Source organism: Pantoea sp. LMR881 (assembly GCF_027157825.1).
In the GTDB taxonomy this organism is placed as follows: domain Bacteria; phylum Pseudomonadota; class Gammaproteobacteria; order Enterobacterales; family Enterobacteriaceae; genus Pantoea; species Pantoea haifensis.
Genome location: NZ_JAPVOK010000002.1, coordinates 2995069 through 3018947, shown reverse-complemented (window position 1 = coordinate 3018947; position 23879 = coordinate 2995069). Strand labels below are relative to the sequence as shown.

17 protein-coding genes, 1 other RNA gene and 4 pseudogenes are annotated in these 23879 nt (G+C 52.9%); 6 read left to right on the top strand and 16 right to left on the bottom strand.

The window, feature by feature from the left end; translation table 11 throughout:
• Positions 1-99 precede the first annotated feature (99 nt).
• The 7 genes and pseudogenes from gcvP to O3W44_RS16005 all read right to left on the bottom strand — a co-directional run bounded on the left by gcvP (position 100) and on the right by O3W44_RS16005 (position 9340).
• Positions 100-2973: an aminomethyl-transferring glycine dehydrogenase gene (gene gcvP / locus O3W44_RS16035; RefSeq protein WP_269293833.1), complete on the bottom strand. Its 2874-nt coding sequence runs from the start codon at positions 2971-2973 to the stop codon at positions 100-102.
• 79 nt (positions 2974-3052) lie between these two features.
• On the bottom strand, positions 3053-3439 hold the full coding sequence (gcvH, locus tag O3W44_RS16030; protein ID WP_269293832.1) for a glycine cleavage system protein GcvH: 387 nt from the start codon (positions 3437-3439) through the stop codon (positions 3053-3055).
• Positions 3440-3461: 22 nt separating this feature from the next.
• Complete coding sequence (gcvT, locus tag O3W44_RS16025; RefSeq protein WP_269293831.1) at positions 3462-4559, bottom strand: glycine cleavage system aminomethyltransferase GcvT; 1098 nt, start codon at positions 4557-4559, stop codon at positions 3462-3464.
• Positions 4560-4997: 438 nt separating this feature from the next.
• Positions 4998-6199 (bottom strand): annotated as a pseudogene (gene ubiI / locus O3W44_RS16020) (FAD-dependent 2-octaprenylphenol hydroxylase).
• Positions 6200-6212: 13 nt separating this feature from the next.
• Positions 6213-7391, bottom strand: coding sequence for a 2-octaprenyl-6-methoxyphenyl hydroxylase (gene ubiH / locus O3W44_RS16015; RefSeq protein WP_269293830.1), 1179 nt, complete (start codon positions 7389-7391; stop codon positions 6213-6215).
• On the bottom strand, positions 7388-8710 hold the full coding sequence (gene pepP / locus O3W44_RS16010; RefSeq protein ID WP_269293829.1) for a Xaa-Pro aminopeptidase: 1323 nt from the start codon (positions 8708-8710) through the stop codon (positions 7388-7390). Before pepP ends, ubiH begins: the two co-directional genes overlap by 4 nt.
• A gap of 51 nt (positions 8711-8761) precedes the next feature.
• On the bottom strand, positions 8762-9340 hold the full coding sequence (locus O3W44_RS16005) for a YecA/YgfB family protein (RefSeq protein WP_269293828.1): 579 nt from the start codon (positions 9338-9340) through the stop codon (positions 8762-8764).
• 170 nt (positions 9341-9510) lie between these two features.
• Between O3W44_RS16005 and zapA the strand changes: the two genes are divergently transcribed.
• The 3 genes from zapA (at position 9511) to O3W44_RS15990 (ending at position 10731) form a co-directional block, all read left to right on the top strand.
• A complete protein-coding gene (gene zapA, locus O3W44_RS16000) occupies positions 9511-9840 on the top strand; it encodes a cell division protein ZapA (protein ID WP_269293827.1) in 330 nt (109 codons plus the stop codon).
• Between the two features lie 39 nt (positions 9841-9879).
• A non-coding RNA gene (gene ssrS / locus O3W44_RS15995) (6S RNA) lies at positions 9880-10063 on the top strand.
• Between the two features lie 74 nt (positions 10064-10137).
• The gene (locus O3W44_RS15990; protein ID WP_269293826.1) at positions 10138-10731 is read left to right on the top strand and encodes a 5-formyltetrahydrofolate cyclo-ligase; all 594 of its coding nucleotides are present in this window, start codon (positions 10138-10140) and stop codon (positions 10729-10731) included.
• 50 nt (positions 10732-10781) lie between these two features.
• Here the strand turns inward: O3W44_RS15990 and serA are convergent, their stop codons facing one another.
• Together serA and rpiA are read right to left on the bottom strand one after the other, a co-directional pair.
• On the bottom strand, positions 10782-12020 hold the full coding sequence (serA, locus tag O3W44_RS15985; RefSeq protein ID WP_269293825.1) for a phosphoglycerate dehydrogenase: 1239 nt from the start codon (positions 12018-12020) through the stop codon (positions 10782-10784).
• Positions 12021-12299: 279 nt separating this feature from the next.
• Positions 12300-12959, bottom strand: coding sequence for a ribose-5-phosphate isomerase RpiA (gene rpiA / locus O3W44_RS15980; RefSeq protein ID WP_269293824.1), 660 nt, complete (start codon positions 12957-12959; stop codon positions 12300-12302).
• Positions 12960-13141: 182 nt separating this feature from the next.
• Here rpiA and O3W44_RS15975 point away from each other — a divergent pair.
• A pseudogene (locus O3W44_RS15975) lies at positions 13142-14046 on the top strand (LysR family transcriptional regulator ArgP).
• A gap of 37 nt (positions 14047-14083) precedes the next feature.
• Here O3W44_RS15975 and O3W44_RS15970 read toward each other — a convergent pair.
• Positions 14084-14812, bottom strand: coding sequence for an oxidative stress defense protein (locus tag O3W44_RS15970; RefSeq protein ID WP_269293823.1), 729 nt, complete (start codon positions 14810-14812; stop codon positions 14084-14086).
• A gap of 349 nt (positions 14813-15161) precedes the next feature.
• Between O3W44_RS15970 and O3W44_RS15965 the strand changes: the two genes are divergently transcribed.
• A complete protein-coding gene (locus O3W44_RS15965; RefSeq protein ID WP_269293822.1) occupies positions 15162-15410 on the top strand; it encodes a hypothetical protein in 249 nt (82 codons plus the stop codon).
• Here O3W44_RS15965 and O3W44_RS15960 read toward each other — a convergent pair.
• Entirely contained in the window at positions 15394-16095 is a 702-nt protein-coding gene (locus tag O3W44_RS15960) for an IclR family transcriptional regulator domain-containing protein (protein WP_269293821.1), read from the bottom strand. The genes O3W44_RS15965 and O3W44_RS15960 overlap by 17 nt on opposite strands.
• A gap of 59 nt (positions 16096-16154) precedes the next feature.
• Here O3W44_RS15960 and O3W44_RS15955 point away from each other — a divergent pair, with 59 nt between their 5' ends.
• On the top strand, positions 16155-18431 hold the full coding sequence (locus tag O3W44_RS15955; RefSeq protein WP_442954671.1) for an FAD-dependent oxidoreductase: 2277 nt from the start codon (positions 16155-16157) through the stop codon (positions 18429-18431).
• On the opposite strand, the gene argO is transcribed toward O3W44_RS15955, so the two are convergent.
• From argO to epd, 5 genes and pseudogenes are all read right to left on the bottom strand, one after another.
• Positions 18410-19033 carry an arginine exporter ArgO gene (gene argO / locus O3W44_RS15950; RefSeq protein ID WP_269293819.1) on the bottom strand — a complete coding sequence of 208 codons (624 nt, stop codon included), beginning with the start codon at positions 19031-19033 and terminating at the stop codon, positions 18410-18412. The genes O3W44_RS15955 and argO overlap by 22 nt on opposite strands.
• Positions 19034-19157: 124 nt before the next feature.
• On the bottom strand, positions 19158-20045 hold the full coding sequence (gene mscS / locus O3W44_RS15945) for a small-conductance mechanosensitive channel MscS (RefSeq protein ID WP_269293818.1): 888 nt from the start codon (positions 20043-20045) through the stop codon (positions 19158-19160).
• 190 nt (positions 20046-20235) lie between these two features.
• A pseudogene (gene fbaA, locus O3W44_RS15940) lies at positions 20236-21314 on the bottom strand (class II fructose-bisphosphate aldolase).
• Positions 21315-21420: 106 nt separating this feature from the next.
• Positions 21421-22584 (bottom strand): phosphoglycerate kinase, encoded by a 1164-nt coding sequence (pgk, locus tag O3W44_RS15935; RefSeq protein WP_269293817.1) that lies wholly within the window; start codon positions 22582-22584, stop codon positions 21421-21423.
• A gap of 51 nt (positions 22585-22635) precedes the next feature.
• A pseudogene (gene epd / locus O3W44_RS15930) lies at positions 22636-23654 on the bottom strand (erythrose-4-phosphate dehydrogenase).
• Positions 23655-23879 lie beyond the last annotated feature (225 nt).

The window sequence follows — 23879 nt, the reverse complement described above, 5'->3', positions numbered from 1 at the left end:
GCCGCAAGCCGGCCCTTGAATTTCTTAACTATGCATACATTTACCCGAATACTTCGTGTCGCAGCCAACGCATCTGCGGCGCGAAGTATGATGGGTAAATTACTGATACTCGCTCATCGGCACACAGGAACAGAACAGATTACGGTCGCCAAACACATCGTCCAGGCGTTTCACTGTCGGCCAGTATTTATTGTGGCTGCCTGCCGGGAACACCGCCAGTTCACGGCTGTACGGATGCGCCCATTCACTCACAATTTCCATCTGCGTATGCGGCGCATTCACCAGTGGGTTATCGTCGGCTGGCCATTCACCATCGGCAACGCGGTCGATTTCCATACGGATTGCCAGCATCGCATCAATGAAGCGGTCCAGTTCGATTTTACTTTCCGATTCAGTCGGCTCTACCATCAGCGTGCCTGCCACCGGAAAAGACATGGTTGGCGCATGGAAACCGTAATCAATCAGGCGTTTGGCAATGTCCAGCTCGCTAATACCGGTTTGCTCTTTCAGCGGACGAATATCGAGAATACATTCGTGCGCCACGCGATCATCACGACCGGTATAGAGAATCGGATAAGCGGATTGCAAGCGGCTGGCAATATAGTTGGCATTCAGAATCGCTACCGAACTCGCCTGTTTCAGGCCTTCCGCACCCATCATGCGAATGTACATCCAGCTGATTGGCAGAATCGAGGCGCTACCAAAGGGTGCTGCCGATACTGCGCCCTGCTGGGTCAATACGCCATCAATCTGCACCACACTGTGACCCGGAACAAACGGCGCTAAGTGCGCTTTTACCCCGATAGGTCCCATGCCTGGACCGCCACCGCCGTGCGGAATACAGAAGGTTTTATGCAGGTTAAGGTGCGATACATCTGCCCCGATGTAGCCTGGTGTAGTGATACCGACCTGCGCATTCATGTTTGCGCCATCAAGATAAACCTGACCGCCGTACTGATGCACGATCTGGCAAACTTCGCGAATCGTTTCTTCGTACACACCGTGAGTCGATGGATAGGTCACCATAATGCACGACAGCTTATCGCCAGCCTTCGCAGCTTTCTCACGCAGATCGCCAAGATCGATATTGCCCTGCTTATCACACGCCACCACCACAACATCCATGCCCGCCATTTGCGCTGAGGCCGGGTTAGTACCGTGAGCAGAGTTTGGGATCAGACACAGATGACGATCGCCTTCGTTACGGCTTTCATGGTAGCGACGAATCGCCAGCAGGCCTGCATATTCGCCCTGTGCGCCCGAGTTCGGCTGCATGCACAGCGCGTCATAGCCGGTCAGCTGCACCAGCCACTGTGATAACTGCCCAATCATTTGCAGATAGCCTGTTGCCTGTTCTGCCGGACAGAATGGATGCAGCTCAGCAAATTCTGGCCAGGTAATGGGGATCATTTCTGCCGCAGCGTTGAGCTTCATGGTGCAGGAACCAAGAGGGATCATCGCCTGATTCAGTGCCAGATCCTTTTTCTCCAGGCTGTGCATGTAACGCATCATCTCTGTTTCGCTGTGATGACGGTTAAATACCGGATGCGCCAGAATCTCGCTGTGACGCTGCAGACCGGCTGGAATCGCCTGACTGTCAGCCGCGACTTCACCGTCAAGTTTATCGATGTCCTGACCATGCGCATCACCTAACAGGATGGCAAACAGCGCGCTGATATCTTCACGACTGGTGGTTTCGTCCAGCGTAATACCGACCGCGTTGTGAATATCACTGCGCAAATTGACACCAAAACTCAATGCACGGTTCAGCACCGCCGCTTTGTCAGCAACGTCAACGGTCAGCGTGTCGAACCAGTGATTGTGACGCAGCTTCAGGCCACCATTTTGCAGGCCTGCGGCCAGAATATTGGTGAAGCGATGGATACGTGAAGCGATACGCTTCAGGCCCGCCGGGCCGTGGAATACAGCATAAAGACCGGCGATGTTAGCCAGCAGCACCTGCGACGTGCAGATGTTGGAGTTGGCTTTTTCACGGCGAATATGCTGTTCGCGGGTTTGCATCGCCATACGTAGCGCGGTATTGCCTGCGGTATCGCGCGAAACGCCAATGATACGGCCTGGCATAGAGCGTTTGTGCTCATCGCGGCTGGCAAAGAAGGCGGCATGTGGACCACCGTAGCCCATTGGCACGCCGAACCGTTGTGCTGAACCAAAGACGATATCTGCACCCTGTTTGCCTGGCGCTTCCAGCAGCACCAGCGACATGAAATCAGCCGCGACACTCACAACAACGTTGCGCGCCTTTAATCCAGCAATCAGTTTGCTGTAGTCGTGCGCCTCTCCGGTTGTGCCAACCTGTTGCAGCAATACGCCAAATAAATCGTCATGGTCGAGCGATCTCTCTGCCGCGTCGATGATCAGCTCAAAACCAAACGTTTCGGCGCGCGTGCGCACGACATCTAAGGTTTGTGGATGAATATCATCGGCAATAAAAAATTTATTCGCTTTTTTCAGCTTGCTGACGCGCTTAGCCATTGCCATGGCTTCTGCTGCTGCCGTGGCTTCATCCAGTAAGGAAGCCGAAGCGATGTCCATGCCGGTCAAATCAATCGTGACCTGCTGAAAATTGAGCAAAGCTTCGAGGCGGCCTTGCGAAACTTCGGGCTGATAAGGCGTATATGCGGTATACCAACCGGGATTTTCCAGCATGTTACGCAGGATAACCGGTGGGGTGATGACCGCGCTGTATCCCATGCCGATCCAGGATTTATAACGCAGATTCTGACTGGCAATCGCTTTTAGCTCCGCCAGCGCCTGCTGTTCAGTCGCTGCTTCACCTACGGCTGGCGGACCAGGCAGTTGAATATCAGCGGGGACGATAGAACCGATCAACGCCTCCAGCGAACTGGCACCAATAGCCTCAAGCATGACAGCTTGTTGCTCAGGTGAAGGACCGATATGGCGCTCAATGAATGCACCGTTATGTTCAAGCTGGCTGAGAGTCTGGGTCATTAGCAGTAAATCCTGAATCGGGCTGGGGAACTAAAAGAGCGAAAAACAATGGCGGCCTCAATGCAAGACCGCCAGATTATTACTCGTCGATAGAGGCTTTATAGCCATCGGCATCCAGCAGTGAGTCGAGTTCTGACTCATCGCTGGCTTTGATTTGAAACAGCCAGCCATCCTGATACGGATCGCTGTTGACGGTTTCAGGCGCATCGGCCAGGTCTTCGTTAACGGCAATAATCTCACCGCTGATCGGTGCATAGATATCAGACGCCGCTTTCACGGATTCCGCGACGGCACACTCTTCACCGGCAGTAAACGTCGCACCAACGTCAGGCAGATCAACAAAGACCATGTCGCCCAAGAGTTCTTGTGCATGTTCGGTAATGCCTACAGTGTAAGAACCATCTTCGTTTTTACGTACCCACTCGTGGCTCTCACGGTATTTCAACTCACTTGGCACATTGCTCATCGCCATTTCTCCTGAATTAAATTTATTTAGCGACCGGCTTACCGGCACGAACAAAAACAGGTTTGGTGACCTGCACGGGCATTTCGCGATGACGGATTTCTACCACCGCGCTGTCGCCAATACTGGCAGGAACACGTGCCAGGGCGATGCTGCAACCCAGCGTGGGCGAGAATGAGCCACTGGTGATAATGCCTTGCTGCGGCTGACCTTGTTCGTCAGTGAAGCGCACCGGTAACCCGTTACGCAGCACGCCTTTTTCAGTCATGACCAGGCCGACCAGTTTTTCTGTGCCCTGCTCGCGTTGTGCTTCCAGCGCATCACGCCCAATGAACTTACGATCGGCAGGTTCCCAACTGATGGTCCAGCCCATATTGGCAGCAAGCGGTGATACGCCTTCATCCATTTCCTGACCATAAAGATTCATGCCCGCCTCCAGACGCAAGGTATCGCGTGCGCCCAGACCTGCAGGTTTAACGCCCGCCGCCAGCAAGCGTTGCCAGAAATCTGCCGCCTCGCCCGCTGGCAGCGCAATTTCATAGCCCGCCTCTCCGGTATAACCGGTGGTGGCGATAAATAACTCGCCCGCCTGCACACCGAAAAACGGTTTCATGCCTTCCACTGCCTGGCGCTGTTCGGCGCTGAATAGCGTTTGCGCTTTTTGCTGCGCCTGCGGCCCCTGGACAGCAATTAGCGCCAGATCGTCACGTTCGGTCAGTGAAATGCCATAACCTTTTGCATGTTCACCTATCCACGCAAGATCGTTCTCACGGGTGGCCGAATTCACCACCAGGCGGAAGAACGTCTCGGTCATAAAGTAAACAATCAAATCGTCAATGACGCCACCCGACGCATTGAGCATTCCGCTGTAAAGTGCTTTACCCGGCTGGGTCAATTTGGCTACGTCATTCGCCAGCAGAAAACGCAGGAATTCACGGGTGCGCGGGCCTTTGAGATCCACGATGGTCATATGAGAAACATCAAACATGCCGGCGTCATTACGCACCGCGTGGTGTTCATCCATTTGAGAGCCGTAATGCAGTGGCATCATCCAGCCATGAAAATCAACCATGCGGGCACCGCAAACCTGATGCTGTTCAAACAGAGGTGTTTGCTGAGTCATAACCATCCTGTGCAGAAGCGAGTTGAGTTTTAACGCACGTCGAAATGAATGTCGACGCAAACGTTCTCTTTGCATTGACGTTACCATTGAACGCACGGTTTAACCATAAGCAAAACGGGGTCGAAACACGCCACACAGCTTAACGGGCACTCATAAACAACAGGATAAAAAACTCTGTTTTTGTGATTTGACGCTCAATAAATACAGCCTGAGCGTTTATAGCCAGTAAATTTATGTGCATCGACTCGCAGGATGTTAAAAAAATGCCAGACCAGATAAAAAGTAAGATAAATAAAAGTAATGCGAACGACCCCGCAAAATTAGAATAAATCAAACGAGGCGCGATAACGGTGCGCGGTTGCCTTTTAATGGTGCAAGCGAAAAAAGAGATAAAAAAAGCCAGCAAGGCGCTGGCTTTCAGGCAGGAAAAAACAGGGATTAACGTAGCCAGATCGGCATATCATTCAGGCCCATCGCCTGTTTTAGCATGAGCGGTTTTACGCCAGGTAAGGTATCTGCCAGCTTAAGGCCAACATCACGCAACAATTTTTTCGCCGGGTTATTACCCGCAAACATTTCCCGGAAACCTTGCATACCCGCAAGCATCAATGCTGCGCTGTGTTTACGGCTGCGTTCATAACGGCGCAGATACAGATGCTGACCAATATCTTTGCCTTCCTGATGCAGGCGGCGGATCTCGCCAATCAACTCTGCGGCATCCATAAAACCGAGGTTAACGCCCTGCCCGGCCAGGGATGAATGGTATGAGCCGCATCCCCCACCAATGCCAGGCGATGCGCGGCAAAGTTGCGTGCGTAACGCGCCATCAACGGAAAAGATTTACGATCGCTTTCCAGATGACACAGCCCCAGACGCATATCAAACGCGACGGCAAGCTGCTGGTTAAATAGGGCTTCCGGCATTGTTTCCAGACGGTTTGCTTCTTGTGGCGACAGCGACCAGACAATGGAAGAGAGATGGGGATCCTGCATCGGCAGGAACGCCAGAATGCCATCGCCATGGAAGACCTGACGTGCGATGGCATCATGCGGCAAATCAGTACGGATATTTGCCACCAGCGCGTGATGATCGTAATCCCAAAACGTCACCGGGATGTCAGCTTTATTGCGCAGCCATGAGTTCGCACCATCGGCAGCAATCAATAAGCGCGCAGTCAACATGTTGCCATCTTGCAAGGTAATAAAGGCCTCGTTATCACCAAAAGCGACCTGCTGCAGCTGTGAAGGCGCCATCAGCGTGACGTCACTGCAGGCGCTGGCACGTTGCCATAACGCACTATGAATAACCGGGTTTTCAACGATATGCCCCAAATGCGAAAGGCCCTGTTTTTCATCGTCAAAAGCGATCGAGCCGAAACTGTCCTGATCCCACACTTCCATACCGTGATAGGCGCTGGCGCGCAGCGACAGAATCGTTGACCAGACATCCAGCTTTTGCAGCAACCGCTCGCTGGCGGCGTTAATCGCCGACACCCGAATTGAGGGCGATGCGCTGGCATCAAAGTGCGGCTCAGCCGATTTTTCCAGAACAGCAATACGCAGTCCGCTACCCTGTAAGCCACAGGCAACAGCCAGACCGACCATACCACCGCCGGCAATCACCACATCAAAAGTTTGCATCGGTGCCCCTTAATTAACGCTTAACCCAACCAAGCGTGCGCTCAGCCAGTTGATTCCGTAGCCATGGCAGATGATCCATTGCCATTAAGCCAACATTCCTGCCGACAATCAGTGGTACGTGACGATTAGCGAACAGCCGTACTAACCCGTCGGTAATGCCGATGGTCGCGGTCCGATCCTCCTGCCGACGCTGCTGATAATGATGCAGCACCGCATAACTCCCCGGATCCTGCTGATGACGATGTGCCGCTGCCAGCGTTTCCGCCAGCGACATGACATCGCGCAGACCAAGGTTGAAACCTTGTCCGGCAATGGGATGCAGCGTTTGCGCAGCATTACCCACCACGGCGACACGGTGGGTAATTTGCTGCGTCGCCTGCTGCAGCGCCAGCGGATAACATTCACGCTGTCCCGTCTGAATAAACTTACCCAGCCGCCAGCCAAACGCGCGCTGTAACGCCGTCAGGAATTCACTGTCGCACCAGCTTTCAACCTCGCTACGCGCAGACAGCGGATGACACCACACCAGCGACAAGCGGTTATCCGACATCGGTAATAACGCCAGCGGGCCCTGTTCGGTGAAGCGTTCAAACGCGCGCCCCTGATGCGGCAACTGCGTTGTCACATTAGCAATCAAAGCCAGCTGTTGATAATCCTCAGTTTGCCACTGAATACCACAGGATGCGGCTAATGCCGAACGCGACCCATCAGCGGCAACTAACAGCGCGCCTTCCAGTTGCTCGTTGTTATCCAGCGTGACCTGCACACGCGCTTGCGTGCGCGTTGCCTGCACAACCCGCGCCGGACAGCGCAACGTCACACCGGGTGCTTTTTTTAATGCCGCAAACAGCCGCTGGCCGACATCATATAACTCAACTACCTGGCCCAGCGCCGGAATCGCATACTCTTCTGCCGACATTGAAACAAAGCCCGCATGCCCGCGATCGGAGACGTGAATATGGGTAATCGGCGTTGCGCTGCTTTCCAGCTGATGCCAAAGATTGATATCTGCCAGCTGCTGGCAGGTGCCTGCCGCAAGCGCAATCGCGCGGCCATCGTAACCTGGATGCGCGCGGCTGGCGGGTTCACTGCTTTCAATTAGCGTGACCGGCAGCTGGCCCTGCGTCAGATGTGAGATTGCCAGCGCCAGGGTAGCACCGGTCATGCCGCCACCGGCAATGATAATACTCATAGCTCTTTTGCCGCCGCCATGAGTGCTTCAATCGCGTCAGCGTCTTTAACCACGCTGTCGGTAAGATTGTCGTTGCCGGTTTCTGTGATCACAATATTGTCTTCAATGCGGATACCGATGCCGCGATATTCCGCAGGTACGTCGGCGTCGGGTGCAATATAAAGTCCCGGCTCGATGGTTAACACCATGCCGGGTTCAAGAATGCGATCGCGGCTCGGAGTGCCGTAATGACCTACATCATGAACATCCAGTCCCAGCCAGTGGCTCAGGCCATGCATGAAAAACTGACGATGTGCATTCTCAGTGATTAATGCATCGACTTCGCCCTGCATCACGCCGAGTTCAACCAGGCCGCTTACCATGATGCGTACCACGTCTTCATTCACGTCGTGAATACTTACGCCCGGCCTGAAAAGGGAAAGTGCTTTGTACAACGAGGCCAGCACGATGTCGTATACAGCACGCTGTGGCTCGCTGAATTTACCATTCACTGGAAAGGTGCGCGTGATATCGCCCGCGTAACCATGAAATTCGCAGCCAGCATCAATCAGCACCAGATCGCCGTCGCGCATCTCACACTCGTTTTCGGTGTAATGTAAAATGCAGGCGTTATCACCTGAACCAACGATGGTGTTGTAAGCAGGAAAGCGCGCGCCGTGTCGATTAAATTCGTGATGAATTTCGCCTTCCAGGTGATATTCAAACAGGCCCGGACGGCACTTTTCCATGGCGCGGATATGCGCCAGCGCGCTGATTTTGCCTGCGCGGCGCAGAATCTCAATCTCTTCCGGCTCTTTGAACAGGCGCATCTCATGCACCCACGGCCGCCAGTCGGTAAGGGTTGCCGGTGCGCTGAGATTTTGACGAAAGCCGCGCCGCAATTTTTCAAGCGCGTTAAAAACCAGTGCATCGCTCTCGGCATACATGCCTTGCGCGTGATATACCACATCCAGTCCGTTCAGCAGTGAATGCAGTTGGTCGCCAAGATCATCCCAGGGTAGCGCGCGATCCACCCCCAGTTTCGCCGGGGCTGCCTCTTGCCCCAGACGACGGCCAAACCAGATTTCAGCGGTCAGATCACGTACGCGATTAAACAACACGCTGTGATTATGGGTTTCATCACTCTTGATCAGCACCAACAGCGCCTGTGGCTCATTAAAGCCGGTGAAATACCAAAAGTCGCTGTTCTGACGAAAGGGGTATTCGCTGTCATTGCTGCGTGTGACTTCCGGTGCGGCAAAGATTAATGCTGCGCTGCCCGAAACCATCTTTGCTAACAGCGCCTGGCGACGCTGCTGAAAAGTTTCCAGTGAAATCATGTCTGCACTCCCTGTTAAGATGAGCACGTCGGTGCCCCTGCAATATCTGGATTAGTGTAGCGTGGGTTTTTGCACTTCAGGCGCGGTGGGCTGTGGGCGATTAAAGGTGTCGTGGCACAGCAGCGCCGCCACGCGAACGTATTCAATCACCTCTTCCAGCGACTGTTCCAGTTCATCCTGATCTTCATCTTCATCGTAGCCGAGCTGTCCGATGGTGCGTAAATCATCGATTGCTTCGCCGGTTTCGCCAGTGACTTTATCGAGTTTAGGCTGTGTGACGCCCAGGCCGAGCAGGAAATGATTGACCCAGCCCGCCAGCGCATCGGCGCGATCGAAAACGGTAATGTCATCATCGGTTGGTAACATTAGCTGGAAAAGAAAACCCTCATCTTCCAGCGTGTTAGCAATGTTTTCATGCAGTGACTGCAGCGGCAGCGACAGGCTTTGCGAGAAAGCCATGCCTTCGTTAGTCAGGTCGTGAACCAGGGTCTTCCAGCTTGGGTCCTGATTCCCGCCACAGAGAATGCCGCTGATCAATCCGTGCATTTCTGCTGGCGTCATGCCTACGCCCTGCTGAGAGAGCGCCGCCGCCAGCGCGTTGTAATCGGGGGTTGCGTTCTGTAAGGACATAAGTTTTCATCGTCGTTGGCAGAATAAGTTCGTGTTATGCTACCACTAGCTGCCTCAAGGTTTCCAGAAAAGGGGTTGTAACTTATTTCGCGGGTCTATATAGTTGCCCGCCTCCCAAGCCATTGACCGCTAAGGGAGTTGCGGGCGAAGTAATCAGTCAGGAAGGTGGCATGTCTGCACAACCGGTAGATTTACAAATTTTTGGTCGTTCGTTGAGAGTGAATTGTCCGCCTGAACAGCAAGATGCGTTGAACGCGGCGGCTGAAGATCTCAATCAACGGTTGCAAGATTTAAAAGTTCGCACTAGAGTCACAAATACAGAACAACTGGTGTTTATCGCCGCGTTAAATGTCTGCCATGAGTTGGCACAAGAGAAGGTGAAAACGCGCGATTATGCTGCTAATATGGAACAACGCATCAGAATGTTGCAGCAGACAATTGAACAGGCATTAGTTGAGCAAGGTCGCATAACCGATCGCCAGGATGCGAAGTTCGAATAAAACTTCATGGTTGCTATACTAGAGCAACGGTGAGGTAAATTTTCTCTGAGATGTTTGCATGTGGGCCAGTCCCCTGAGCCGATATTTCAAAAAAACAGAATGTGACGCTCCGTAACCTGTGAGCACGCTCGGTTCGTCCGAGAAGCCTGATGGTTGCGACGGCATGTTCACCTTGAACCAAGGGTTCAAGGGTTACAGCCTACGGCGGCATCTCGGAGATCTCCTCTTTAGCAGTCCCTCTTTTTTCCCCATTGCGTGATATAGTTCACTTTTAGTGACTTATCCTGCGGGGAACCCATGTCAGAACCCTCTTTCTTGCAACGGCAGGATATCCGGCAGCATGTGCGTCATCTTCGCCGCGCATTAACGGCTGAACAGCAAGAACAAGCTGCCGATCTGCTGGCAGAACATGCCATCAATTTCGCCCCCATCACTGAAGCAAAAAATGTTGCCCTGTTTTTATCTGTCGATGGTGAAATCAACACTCGTCCGCTGATCGCCAGGCTCTGGCAGCAAAAAAAACAGGTCTGCCTGCCCGTTTTGCACCCTTTTTCACCCGGCCATTTATTGTTTCTGCGCTATACGCCTGAAACCACGCTCACACCCAATAAGCTCAATATTCCTGAACCGCCACTGGATATTCGCCAGTTGATCACGCTCGACCAGATTGATGTGATGATGGTGCCGATGGTGGCCTTTGATCGCCACGGGCAACGCTTAGGCATGGGCGGCGGCTTTTACGATCGCACACTGCAAAACTGGAAACAGCACGGCTTTTTGCCGGTTGGCTTAGCGCATGATTGCCAACGGGTTGATGACCTGCCGGTGGCGAAGTGGGATGTGCCTTTGCCTGCGGTGCTGACACCGTCAAAGCTCTGGCAGTGGGATTAAAAGAGGCGCCAGATGGCGCCTCATTGGGCTGTGACTTTGCCTTTTACGGATCAGTACAGCAGACGGGCACGAATGGTGCCCGGAATAGCTTTCATCAACTGCAATGCTTTGTCTGCCAGTTCTTTCTCGGCATCAATATCAATAACCACATAGCCCATAAACGGTGAAGTTTGCAGGTACTGAGCGGCGATGTTAATGCCCTGCTCGGTAAAAATCTGGTTAATAGCGGTAAGCACACCAGGGCGGTTTTCATGGATGTGCAGCAAACGACTGGCGCTGGCACCGTGCATTGGCAGCGACACTTCCGGGAAATTAACCGCAGACAGCGTAGAGCCATTATCTGAATACTTCGCCAGCTTACCGGCCACTTCGATACCGATGTTCTCTTGTGCTTCTTCCGTGGAACCCCCGATGTGCGGCGTAAGGATCACGTTGTCAAATTCGCTCAGCGGAGAGATAAACGGATCGCTGTTAGTTGCAGGTTCAACCGGGAATACGTCAATCGCTGCGCCACCCACGTGCTTACTTGCCAGTGCGTCACACAGGGCTGGAATATCAACCACGGTACCGCGCGAGGCGTTAATCAGAAGTGCACCTGGTTTCATTTGAGCAAACTGTTCAGCGCCCATCATATCCTGCGTTGAGGCGGTTTCCGGTACGTGCAAACTCACCACGTCGCTCATGTTCAGCAGTTCATTGAGGCTGCGTACCTGATTTGCGTTACCCAACGGCAGCTTGTTTTCGATGTCGTAAAAGAAAACGTGCATACCCAGGCTTTCAGCCAGCACACCTAACTGCATACCAATGTGGCCATAGCCAATAATACCGAGTTTTTTACCACGCGCTTCAAAAGAGCCTTTGGCATTCTTATTCCAGATGCCGCGATGCGCTTTGGCATTGGCTTCCGGGATGCCGCGCAGCATCAGCAGCATTTCACCGATCACCAGTTCAGCGACAGAGCGGGTGTTAGAGAAAGGCGCGTTAAATACAGGAATGCCCCGTTTTGCCGCAGCGTCCAGATCAACCTGGTTAGTCCCGATGCAGAAACAGCCTACAGCCACCAGTTTTTCAGCTGCTGCAAAGATGTCTTCGGTCAGTTGGGAGCGGGAACGGATACCGATGAAGTGCGCATCACGGATAGAGGCTTTTAATGCCTCAGAATCCAGCGCACCTTTGTGGAATTCGATGTTGGTGTAACCTGCCGCACGCAGGTTATCCAGCGCGCTCTGATGGACACCTTCCACCAGCAGGAACTTAATTTTGTCTTTATCCAGTGATACCTTTGCCATTTCCCGATCCTATTCAGAATTCAACGAGGGCTGCCATAAGCCAACCTTCTGTCAAAATATCAAAATTTACGCATCCGGCAATACAAACGATTGCCTCTCTGCCAGCACGGCAGCGTTCAGCAGTAGCACATTGCCGTACAAAATCGGGATCCCGGCGACGAAGGGAGAACGAACCCGCTGTCGATGACGCTTATGTGACATAAGTCACTAAATTTCGCCTTCGCAAGAAAAGATGTTTCGTGGCCTGAAATTTCTGGCGCAATTACTGCGCCAGACAGATCATTTTTTGATGGTTTTAACGCCGTCTGGTCCACCAATCAGCGCAATATCCGCGCCGCGTGCGGCAAACAAGCCGACCGTTACGACGCCTGGTAGCGCATTGATGGTTTTTTCCAGCGCGATGGGGTCAAGAATTTTCAGATTATGGACATCAAGGATAATATTGCCGTTATCGGTGACAACGTTCTGGCGATATTCAGGCAGCCCACCGATTTTCACCAGTTCACGCGCCACAAAACTACGCGCCATGGGAATCACTTCAACAGGCAGCGGAAAGTTGCCCAGCACATCGACTTCTTTTGACCCGTCGGCAATACAGATAAATTTGTCAGCGACCGCAGCGACAATCTTTTCACGTGTGAGCGCCGCGCCTCCGCCTTTGATCATCTGCATTTGCGGGTTGATCTCATCGGCACCATCAACGTAGATCGACAGCCTGTCGATTTCGTTGAGATCAAACACCTCAATCCCCAGGCTTTTAAGCTTTTGGGTTGAGGCTTCTGAGCTTGATACCGCACCTTCAATCTGATGCTTTACGGTAGCAAGCGCATCGATAAAATGCGCAGCAGTTGATCCGGTACCTACACCAACAACCGTGCCTGGCTGCACGTAGTCAAGCGCAGCCCAACCTACTGCTTTTTTCAGTTCATCCTGGGTCATGATATGTTTAAAACCTGTGCGACAACGAAGTGGGCGTAGTATAAAACAAGGCTTGCTGAAAATGCTCGGGTGAGTGAGTTGGATTAATCGCTTTGGAAGCCAGCCCACAAAAAAATCAGACAGCGGTCACATGTGACACTTTTGTGGCATAGTAATGTCCACCTGAAGGAGAGAGAACAATAATGAAACGCCCGGATTATCGAACGCTTCAGGCGCTGGATGCTGTGATTCGTGAACGCGGCTTTGAGCGCGCCGCGCAAAAGTTATGTATTACTCAGTCTGCGGTTTCGCAGCGCATCAAGCAGTTAGAGAACCTGTTCGGTCAGCCGCTGCTGGTGCGTACTGTGCCGCCGCGCCCGACAGAGCAAGGCCAAAAACTGCTGGCGCTGCTGCATCAGGTTGAGCTACTGGAAGAAGAGTGGCTCGGCGATGAAAACAGCGGCACAACGCCATTGCTGCTGTCGCTGGCGGTCAACGCCGACAGTCTGGCAACCTGGCTGTTACCGGCGCTGAAAGAGGTACTGGCAGATTCTCCCGTGCGGCTCAACCTGCAGGTTGAAGATGAAACCCGCACTCAGGAACGCCTGCGTCGCGGCGAAGTAGTCGGTGCGGTCAGTATCCAGCCGCAGCCGTTGCCAAGTTGTCTGGTTGATCAACTCGGCGCACTCGATTATCTGTTTGTGGCCTCGCGTGATTTTGCTGACCGCTTTTTTCCGAATGGCGTGACGCGCTCGGCTCTGCTGAAAGCACCTGCCGTTGCATTCGATCATCTGGATGATATGCACCAGGCCTTTTGCAGCAGAACTTTGATTTGTCGCCAGGCAGCGTGCCCTGTCACATCGTGAACTCATCAGAAGCTTTTGTGCAGATGGCACGTCAGGGTTCGACCTGCTGTATGATTCCGCATCTGCAAATTGAGCGCGAGCTGGCGAGCGGTGAGTTAATCGACTTAACGCCCGGCCTGTATCAGCGTCGCATGTTGTACTGGCACCGCTTTGCACCTGAAAGCCGCTTAATGCGTCGGGTAACCGATGCGCTGATTGCGCATGGACATCGCGTGTTACGTCAGGACGGCGCTGCCGCGTAAAGAAATGAATCGGGGCGTTAATCGCCCCGATGTTTGCTTATGGCGTGTTTGGTTTGATTTCAAATACCACATCAACCTGGTCATCAAAGTTGATGCTTTGCTGATCGTACGTCTCCTGCGCGGAGGTATCAGCTGGTGCAGCTGCTGCTTTATACATACGCGCCATTGGCATCGGTTGGTAATTAGCGACCTGATAACGAATGCTGTAAATGGAACCCAGCTTCGCATTAAATCCTTCCGCTAACTCTGCGGCTTGCTGAGTCGCATTTTTGATTGCCGCTTTACGTGCCTGCTCTTTGTAGCTGTCTGGATTGGTTACGCCCAGCTCAACATTGCGGATCTCATTCAGGCCAGATTTTAGCGCGCCGTCCAGTAGATCATTCAGCTTATCGAGTTGACGCAGCGTTACCTGAACTTCGCGTACAGCGCGATAGCCCTTCAGGATCGATTTACCCTCTTTAGTGTAATCGTACTGCGGTTGGGTGCTGAGGTTAGCAGCATCAATATCTTTCTTTTCAATGCCATTTTTCTGCAAGAAATCAAAATATTGCGCCACACGATCGTCAGCCTGCTTCTTTGCATCAGCCGCGTCTTTTGACGAAACGTTTACCACAATTGATAAGGTCGCAATATCCGGGCGGGCATCAACCGATGCTTTACCCGAAGTGACGACATGCGGTCCGTTAGGTAACTCATCAGCTTGTACGCTCACGGGCAACGCCCCGGCGCTCATCATTGCGGCCAGAGCCAATGCTTTCAGTTTCAAGAAAGTCCTCCTTGAAGTTATCAGTTCAATCGCTTCCAACGTGACGAAGCCCAACACGCATAGCGATGCGCCATGCTTTGAGTGGTCATTATGGCAAAAGTTCGCCGTCATGCAGGTTTTAACGCCAAAGCGATCACATTTTAAGGCATCAGGATTCGCCATATTCCTGCGTTAATGTTTCTATTAAAGAAACAAACCTTGCTGTAGAGTATCCTATGGCAGAACACCCTCGCGTGCAAGCTGCAGTTTATGCACGCGCGGAACCAGCCTGGTTTACTGTGCCAGGGCTGCATTTCTTTAACATCATTATTAATGACAGGGATCGACCCCCTCTGTCGGGGCGACGACGATGACAGCAAAAGCTGAGTTAACTTATCTGCGGGCAGGCGATGCACTGCCGGAAAGCCGTAAGCTGGCGAGTGACATCATCAGTTTCACGGGCGCGCGCTCACGCATCGTGATGCCGATTGCGCCTGGCGCCCTGATTGATAGCAAGAGTTTTGCACCAGCACGGGCGTTTACTGCTGTGCTGGCTGCGAGGGGCTGTAACTATCTGTTTATTGTGGGCTGTATCAGCAATGCTAATCCGAAAAGGTAGCTATGCGCTGGGCCAGCGCCTGCAACGCACGCTTGCGCTGCGCCAGCTGAGTTTCATCTGGCTGCATAACCCTGGCAAATGCCAGCGCGGCACGGTTGTTGTCGAGAGTTTGTGCCATCGCCACCTCACCATCATCATGCCGCCAGATCAAAAAGTTTTGCGCACGCTGCTCAGTCAGCAGCGGTGCCATCTGCTGCCACTGTTCCGGGCTAAAACGTATTTTCAGCGCCTCATCACTTTCCGCCGCCAACAGCGCCACACCAATCACCGACTGCCACGCAGGCAGCATACGATACCCCGACAAGGCCTGGCTGGTCGTGGCGCGCTCACCCGGTTCGGAGTGCCAGATATAGATCACCTGATCCTCCCACAATACGCCCAGCGCGACCACAATGTCGCTGGGCGCGTGCGCTTCCAGCTGTGGCAACGCCTGAGCAAACAGCGACGAGCCGCGAATCGCCTGGGCCGCCAATGCATGAATGCCGGGGCCCGGCAGATAGCGCCGCTGCTCATCCTGCATTGTGAGTCCCACAGCCGCCATCGTCATCAGCAGGCGATTGACGCGCGTACTGTTCATTCCCATCTGGCGCGCCAGTTCACGGCAGCCAATCGCTTTACCGCTGGAAACCAGGTACTGCAAACAGCGAATACCATCAATAAGGCTTTGGTTGGGTTGAGAAGACATAGCGAGCTCACTGGCGAAAGAATCCAACATCTTATCTGTAGTTTTAAAGGAATCAAATGATGCAAACTTTTCAGGCTGAACCGGCCCGTAGCTTTCCTGTTCACGCTTTAAAGGCTGATTTACTCGTTGCAGGCGGCGGTTTAGCCGGTGTCTGTGCCGCACTGGCTGCGGCGCGCGATGGCCTGCAGGTCATTCTTATTCAGGATCGTCCGGTGCTGGGAGGCAGTGCCTCCAGCGAGGTTCGGCTGTGGGCGAACGGTGCAACATCCCACCAGGCAAACAACAATCGCTGGGCGCGTGAAGGCGGCATCATGGGCGAAATCATGGAGGAGAACCTGTACCGTAATAAAGAGGGTAATCCCGTGCTGTTCGACGTGGTGTTACTTGATATGGTGCAGGCGCAGCCCGGCTTAACGCTACTGCTTAACACCGCCATTCTTGAGCTGGAAAAGGCAGGCAAGGATATCCGCGCCGTCAGTGCGTTTAACGCTAACAACCAGAGCTGGTATCACGTCTCTGCCGCGCAATTCATTGATGCCAGCGGTGATGGCGTACTCGGCTATCTGGCAGGTGCGGCGCATCGCTCAGGGGCAGAAGGCATTGAAGAGTTTGGCGAAAAAATGGCACCCGCTGAAAATGCAGACCATAAGCCTTGTCATTCAATCTATTTCTACACCAGACGCACGGCAAACCCTGTGCGATTTACACCGCCCGGCTTTGCGCTGAAAGATATCCGGGAAATTCCCCGCTTCAGCCGCCTCACTTCTGATCTGAACGGTTGCGATCTGTGGTGGCTCGAATGGGATGGCCGACTGGATACGGTGCATCAAAGTGAAACCATCAAGTGGGAGTTGTGGAAAATCGTCTGGGGCGTCTGGGATTACATCAAAAATTCGGGTGAATTTCCTGATGCTGAAAACCTGACGATTGAGTGGGTAGGTTTGATTCCCGGCAAGCGTGAAAGTCGCCGCTTTATCGGGGAAACCATGCTGTGCCAGCAGGATATTATTGAGCAGCGCGATCACTACGACGCCGTAGCGTATGGCGGCTGGTCGATTGACCTGCATCCCGCCGCTGGCGTTTACAGTAAACATAATGGCTGCCGTCAGTTTCACAGCAAAGGCACTTACACCATTCCTTTCCGGGCGCTGTATAGCCAGTCACTGAATAATTTATTACTAACCGGAAGATTAATTTCTGCCACGCACGTTGCCTCTGGCAGCGCACGCGCAATGTGCACTTGTGGCGTGCTGGGTGAAGCCGTGGGCCGTGCGGCCGCGCTGTGTCAGCAACAGCGGTTAACGCCGGCGCAACTGGCACAACCGGAACAGATTAGTCAGTTACAACAGCATTTGTTGCGTCAGGGTTGCTTTATTCCCCGGCAACAGTTGAGCACGCCCGCAGGTAATGCATGCGTCTCGGTAAGCAGCACTCAGCAATTGCAAACGCTAGCGCCAGATGGCGGCTGGCACGCTCTCACCTCTCGCTGCGCCGTGCTGTTGCCATTAAAAGCGGGCGAAATGCTGCCTGGTATCCGCTTCCGTCTGCGCGCTAACGGCCAACAAACTGCCCGGATTTCGTTGCTGACCAGCCAGAATCCTGCCAACACCTGCGGCGATCGCTTGCTGGAGACCTTAACTTTCACTTTTGAGGACGAAGCTGAACAGTCGCTTAATTTTAACTACCGCGCCGACTGTGACCGTTATTTGTTTATCGCTTTCGATCAGAATCCGGAGATTGAGCTGGCGCTGACTCGTCAGCGTTTGCCGGGCGTGATGATGGTGTTCAACAGCCTCAATCCGCGCGTCTCAAAACGCACGCGTCAGATCAACGAGGGTGATTATGGCGTGGATGAGTTTGATTTCTGGCTGCCGCGCCGCGCACCTGATCAGATTTTAGCGGCCTTCACGCTCGACAGACCGCTGTCGCTGTGGCATGCAGATAATCTGCTGAATGGCAAACTCCGCCCCGAACAGCTTACGAATGGCTGGGTACCAGCGCAGGACGATCGTCAGCCCTGGGTACTCTGGCAGTGGGAAGAGACGCAACAGGCGAGCCAGTTGACGCTGCTATTTGATAATGATTTCGACCATGCAATGGAGAGCATACAGATGGGGCATCCTGATGCCGTCACGCCGCACTGCACCACCCATTATCGCCTGTGGCTGGATGACGCACTGCTGGCTGAAGTGACGGAAAACCATCATTCGCTGTGTCACCATGATTTGCCTGAAGGCGCGCACTTCCGGCAAATCAGGCTGGAGATTGTTGCCAGCGCAGGTGAAGTTCCTGCGCTGTATGGCCTGCATTTACATCAAAAACCGGCCATGCCCTGACGCGCCAGCTGAAAAGCGATAAACCACATAATCGCGCCCACCAGCAGATTGATAATGCGTTGGGCGCGTGTGGTGCGCAGCAGTGGGGAGAGCCAGGCGGCCAAAAGCGCCAGTCCAAAAAACCACAGAACGGAGGCGCTGATGGTGCCAAACGCGAACCAGTGACGCGCGGTCTCCGAGGGTAGCTGGCTGCCTAAGCTGCCCAGCACCACAAAGGTATCAAGATAAACATGCGGGTTGAGCCAGGTGACAGCCAGCATAGTGGCGATAATTCGCCCCCTGCCCTGTTTCATCGCCGCTTCTGAAGCCAGCATTATGTTCCCGCTAAACGCGGTGCGCAGCGCGCCCCAGCCGTACCACAGCAAAAATGCTACGCCAGCCCAGGTAATCAGCATTAACAGCAGCGGTGACTGATGCAGCAAGGCACTGCCGCCGAAAATCCCGGCACAAATCAGCGCAATATCGCTCAGAGTACAGAGCGAGGCTGTCATCAGATGATACTGGCGCTTAATGCCCTGATTCATGACAAATGCATTTTGCGGCCCCAGCGGCAAAATGAGCGCGGCTCCAAGCGCAAACCCTTGAAAATAGACAGATAACACAGTGAAACGTCCTTACATCGATGAGATGCAAAGAAGTATAGTGACGGGATATGATTAGCGGAAATTGAAAATTTTAATGTTCAATAAGTTACATTAATGGGCGACCAAAGGCCGCCCGTCAGGCTTACTGCGCTTTAACGTCCTGTGAAGTTTCAGCGGTTTCAGGCTGTTTTACCTGATGAAAATGTACGTCCATCTGCGGATACGGAATTCCAATGCCTTTCGCATCCAGTGCGCGTTTGAAGTTTTTCAGCAGATCCCAGTATACGTTCTGCAAGTCGCCGCTGTTGCTCCAGCAGCGCACGACAAAGTTCAGGGAGGATGCGGCCAACTCATTCAGGCCAATCTGAATTCCCATATCTTTCAGCACGCGGTCATCTGCTTCAACCACTTCCTGCAACAGTGCAATGACTTCATCTACGTCTGCGTCGTAGGCAACGCCGATAATAAATTCGTTACGACGTACTGGCTCGCGTGAAAAGTTAATAATGTTGCCGCTGATGATTTTGCCGTTAGGCACTACCACCATTTTGCCGTCAGCACTTTTCAGCGTAGTAGAGAAGATTTGTACGTTCATTACCGTTCCCATCACTCCGCCTAAATCGACGAACTCACCAGTACGGAATGGACGGAAGGTGACCAGTAATACGCCCGCCGCCAGGTTGGAAAGCGAACCCTGTAACGCTAAACCTACGGCTAAACCGGCCGCACCCAGAACCGCGATGACTGAAGCCGTCTGAACCCCTACGCGTCCCAATGCAGCAATGACGGTAAAGGCAATAACACCGTAGCGCACCAGCGCCGAGAGAAAATCAGCGACGGTCGCATCGATATGACGCGCCAACAGCAGACGATTAATCCCGTTTGATATTATGCGGGCGATGATCATCCCGATGATGATAATAGCAATTGCCGCAACGATATTGACTGCATAGCTCAGCAGCAGCGCCTGGTTGCGCACCAGCCAGCCACCCGCGTTATTGATGCCATCGACGACGTTTAAGTCTTCCATTTGTTAACCCTGTTTTGAATTCCCGCCGGGAACGAACAAAAACTGCCAGATGTAATCCGACACCCCGGGATCAAGGGTAAACAATTATCCAGCGAAGCGCCAAACGCAGAGGAGATTAACAGTTCATTCTGATAGTGAATGTATAAAAAAGGCCCTTTCGGGCCTTTTTTAACCTGTAAGTAATATTTACTTACAGAACGTCGATCGCGTTGAGCTCTTTGAATGCCTGCTCAAGACGCACCACCATTGATGCCTGAGCAGAGCGCAGCCATACACGTGGGTCGTAATATTTCTTGTTTGGCTTGTCTGCGCCTTCTGGGTTGCCCAGCTGGCCCTGCAGATAACCTTCGTTCTTTTGTAGTACTGCAGGATGCCGTCCCAGGTCGCCCATTGGGTATCGGTATCGATGTTCATCTTAATCACGCCGTAGCTGATAGACTCTTCGATTTCTGCAGCAGATGAACCGGAACCACCGTGGAACACGAAATCCAGCGCGTTATGCGGCAGACCATGTTTTTCACATACGAATTTCTGAGAATCACGCAGGATGGTTGGGGTCAGTTTTACGTTACCTGGCTTGTACACGCCGTGCACGTTACCGAATGATGCCGCAATGGTGAAACGCGGGCTGATAGCATTCAGTTTTTCGTATGCGTAGTTAACATCTTCAGGTTGGGTGTAAAGTGCAGACGCATCCATATGGCTGTTGTCTACGCCATCTTCTTCACCCCCGGTGCAGCCCAGTTCGATCTCCAGCGTCATGTCCAGTTTGGCCATACGCTCAAGATACTTGCTGCAAATCTCAATGTTTTCTTCCAGTGACTCTTCAGACAGATCGATCATGTGGGAAGAGAACAGCGGCTTACCGGTTTTTTTGAAGTGCTCTTCGCCAGCATCCAGCAGACCGTCGATCCACGGCAGCAGTTTCTTGGCGCAGTGGTCGGTGTGCAGAATAACAGGAACACCATACTGCTCAGCCATCAAGTGAACATGATGTGCACCGGCGATAGCACCGAAAATAGCGGCACCTTGTGGTTTGTCAGTTTTGAAGCCTTTACCGGCGATAAATGCTGCGCCACCGTTAGAGAACTGAACGATAACAGGTGCTTTTACTTTTGCTGCGGCTTCCAGAACGGCGTTGATGGAATCAGTACCGACGCAGTTCACCGCTGGCAGGGCGAATTTATTCTCTTTCGCCACTTTGAAGATCTTCTGTACGTCGTCACCAGTGACAACGCCGGGTTTTACGAAATCAAAAATTTTAGACATGATTGTGTCCTGTTTCGTGATCGCTTATCCCTCACACGGGGATAGGATTTAAACGCCCAGTCGGGCAAGTCTTCAGGCGATGCCCTGTGGCATCGCCCCCAAAGGATTACTGCTTCGCACGCTCTTCCAGCATGGCAACAGCAGGCAATTTTTTACCTTCAACGAATTCCAGGAACGCGCCGCCACCGGTAGAGATGTAGGAAATTTTGTCTTCGATGCCGAACAGGTCGATAGCCGCTAAGGTATCGCCGCCGCCTGCAACAGAGAAAGCGTCGCTGTCTGCGATAGCGTTAGCCACGATCTCGGTGCCTTTACGGAAGTTCGGGAATTCAAAAACGCCAACCGGGCCGTTCCACAGGATGGTTTTCGCATTCTTCAGGATATCCGCCATCGCCTGTGCGGTTTCGTCGCCGAAGTCCATAATCTCTTCGTTATCCGCGACTTCGGAAACCTTTTTCACCGTGGCTGGAGCAGTTTCAGAGAATTCTGTGCCCACGCGTGAATCGGTAGGGACCGGAATGCCGTACTGATCGCGCAGGCCTTTTGCCGCATCAACAAAGTCCGGTTCATACAGTGACTTACCTACTTTGTTGTCAATCGCAACGAAGGTATTAGCGATGCCGCCACCCACAATCACCGTGTCCGCAATTTTCACCAGCGACTGCAATACGTCAAACTTGGTTGATACTTTTGAACCGCCAACAACCGCCACCAGCGGACGCTCAGGGTTGCTCATCACTTTACCCAGAGCTTCCAGTTCGGCAGACAACAGCGGGCCTGCACAGGCAACAGGGGCGAATTTGCCGACACCGTGAGTAGACGCCTGCGCACGGTGTGCCGTACCGAATGCGTCCATCACAAACACGTCGCACAGCGCGGCATATTTCTTAGCAAGCGTTTCGTCGTCTTTCTTTTCGCCTTTGTTAAAGCGAACGTTTTCCAGCACTACCAGCTCACCCTCAGCAACGTCCACGCCGTCGAGGTAATCTTTTGCCAGGGTAACATTGGTGCCGTTCAGCTTGTCTTTCAGGTAGTTAACGACCGGCAGCAGAGAGAACTCTTCGTTGTATTCACCTTCGGTCGGACGACCCAGGTGAGAGGTAACCATCACTTTTGCGCCCTGTTTCAACGCCGCTTCGATGGTAGGCAGTGAAGCACGGATACGTGCATCTGACGTCACTTTCCCTTCTTTCACTGGTACGTTGAGATCGGCACGGATCAGAACGCGTTTGCCAGCAAGATCCAGATCGGTCATCTTAATTACAGACATGGTGAATCCTCTCGTTGATTCTCGTAAGTTTTGCCAGACGCAGACTGCGTCTTACCTGAAACCGCTTGCGGCCATCGCTAACGTCGTGTCGAGCATTCGGTTAGCAAAGCCCCATTCGTTATCACACCAAACCAGGGTCTTGATCAGGTGCTGACCGCTAACCCGCGTTTGCGTACCATCCACAATGGCACTGTGCGGATCATGGTTAAAATCGACAGAGACTAACGGTAATTCCGTATAGTCAACTATACCACGAAATGCTCCCTCTGCCGCGCTTTGCAACAAGGCGTTAACTTCGCATGCTTTTACGCTTTGGCGTACGGAAACACTGAGATCAATGGCTGTCACGTTGATGGTTGGCACCCGCACCGCAATCGCTTCGAAGCGGTCATTGAATTTCGGAAAAATACGGGTAATGCCTGCAGCCAAACGTGTATCAACCGGAATGATTGACTGACTGGCCGCGCGCGTACGGCGCAGGTCGCTGTGATAAGCGTCAATCACTTGCTGATCGTGCATCGCCGAGTGAATAGTCGTTACCGTGCCAGATTCGATGCCAAAAGCGTCATCCAGCAGCTTGATCACCGGAATAATGCAGTTGGTGGTACAGGATGCATTGGACACAATGCGGTCAGTTTGTTTAAGAGCCTGTTCGTTGACGCCATACACCACGGTCGCATCAAGATCGTTGCCGCCCGGATGGGAAAACAACACTTTTTTGCCCCCGCGTTTAAATGGGCCTCGCCATCTTCACGCGTTCCGTAAACGCCCGTGCAATCCAGCACGACGTCAACATTGAGCTCTCGCCACGGTAAACCGTCCAGCTCCGCGTGATGCAGGATACGAAGAGTATCTTCACCTACCCACAGTAAATCGCGTTCCTGACGCACATCAAAGGCGAAGCGGCCATGGCTGGTGTCGTACTTAAGCAGGTGCGCCATGCCGGTCGCTTCTGCCAGTTCGTTGATTGCCACCACGGTAATTTCGGCACGCCGCCCTGTTTCATACAGTGCGCGCAGCACGTTGCGTCCAATACGGCCGAAGCCATTAATTGCTACCCGGACGGTCATCTTTCTCCTGCCAAATCCAGCTGAAAAAACGTGCCGTTAGCCTGAGCGTTCCGCTGCGTTTTGTACAGGAGATTCTTATTCGACATCATCTGAAACTCACTGTCAGAGCGCACGAACTGAAACGGTTCAGCGAGAATAAAGGAATGGAGGAATAACAGGAATGATTGTGATCAACTGCGCTGCTTATATTTGGATCTGCGTCACAAATTTGCCTAAAAGCAGGCG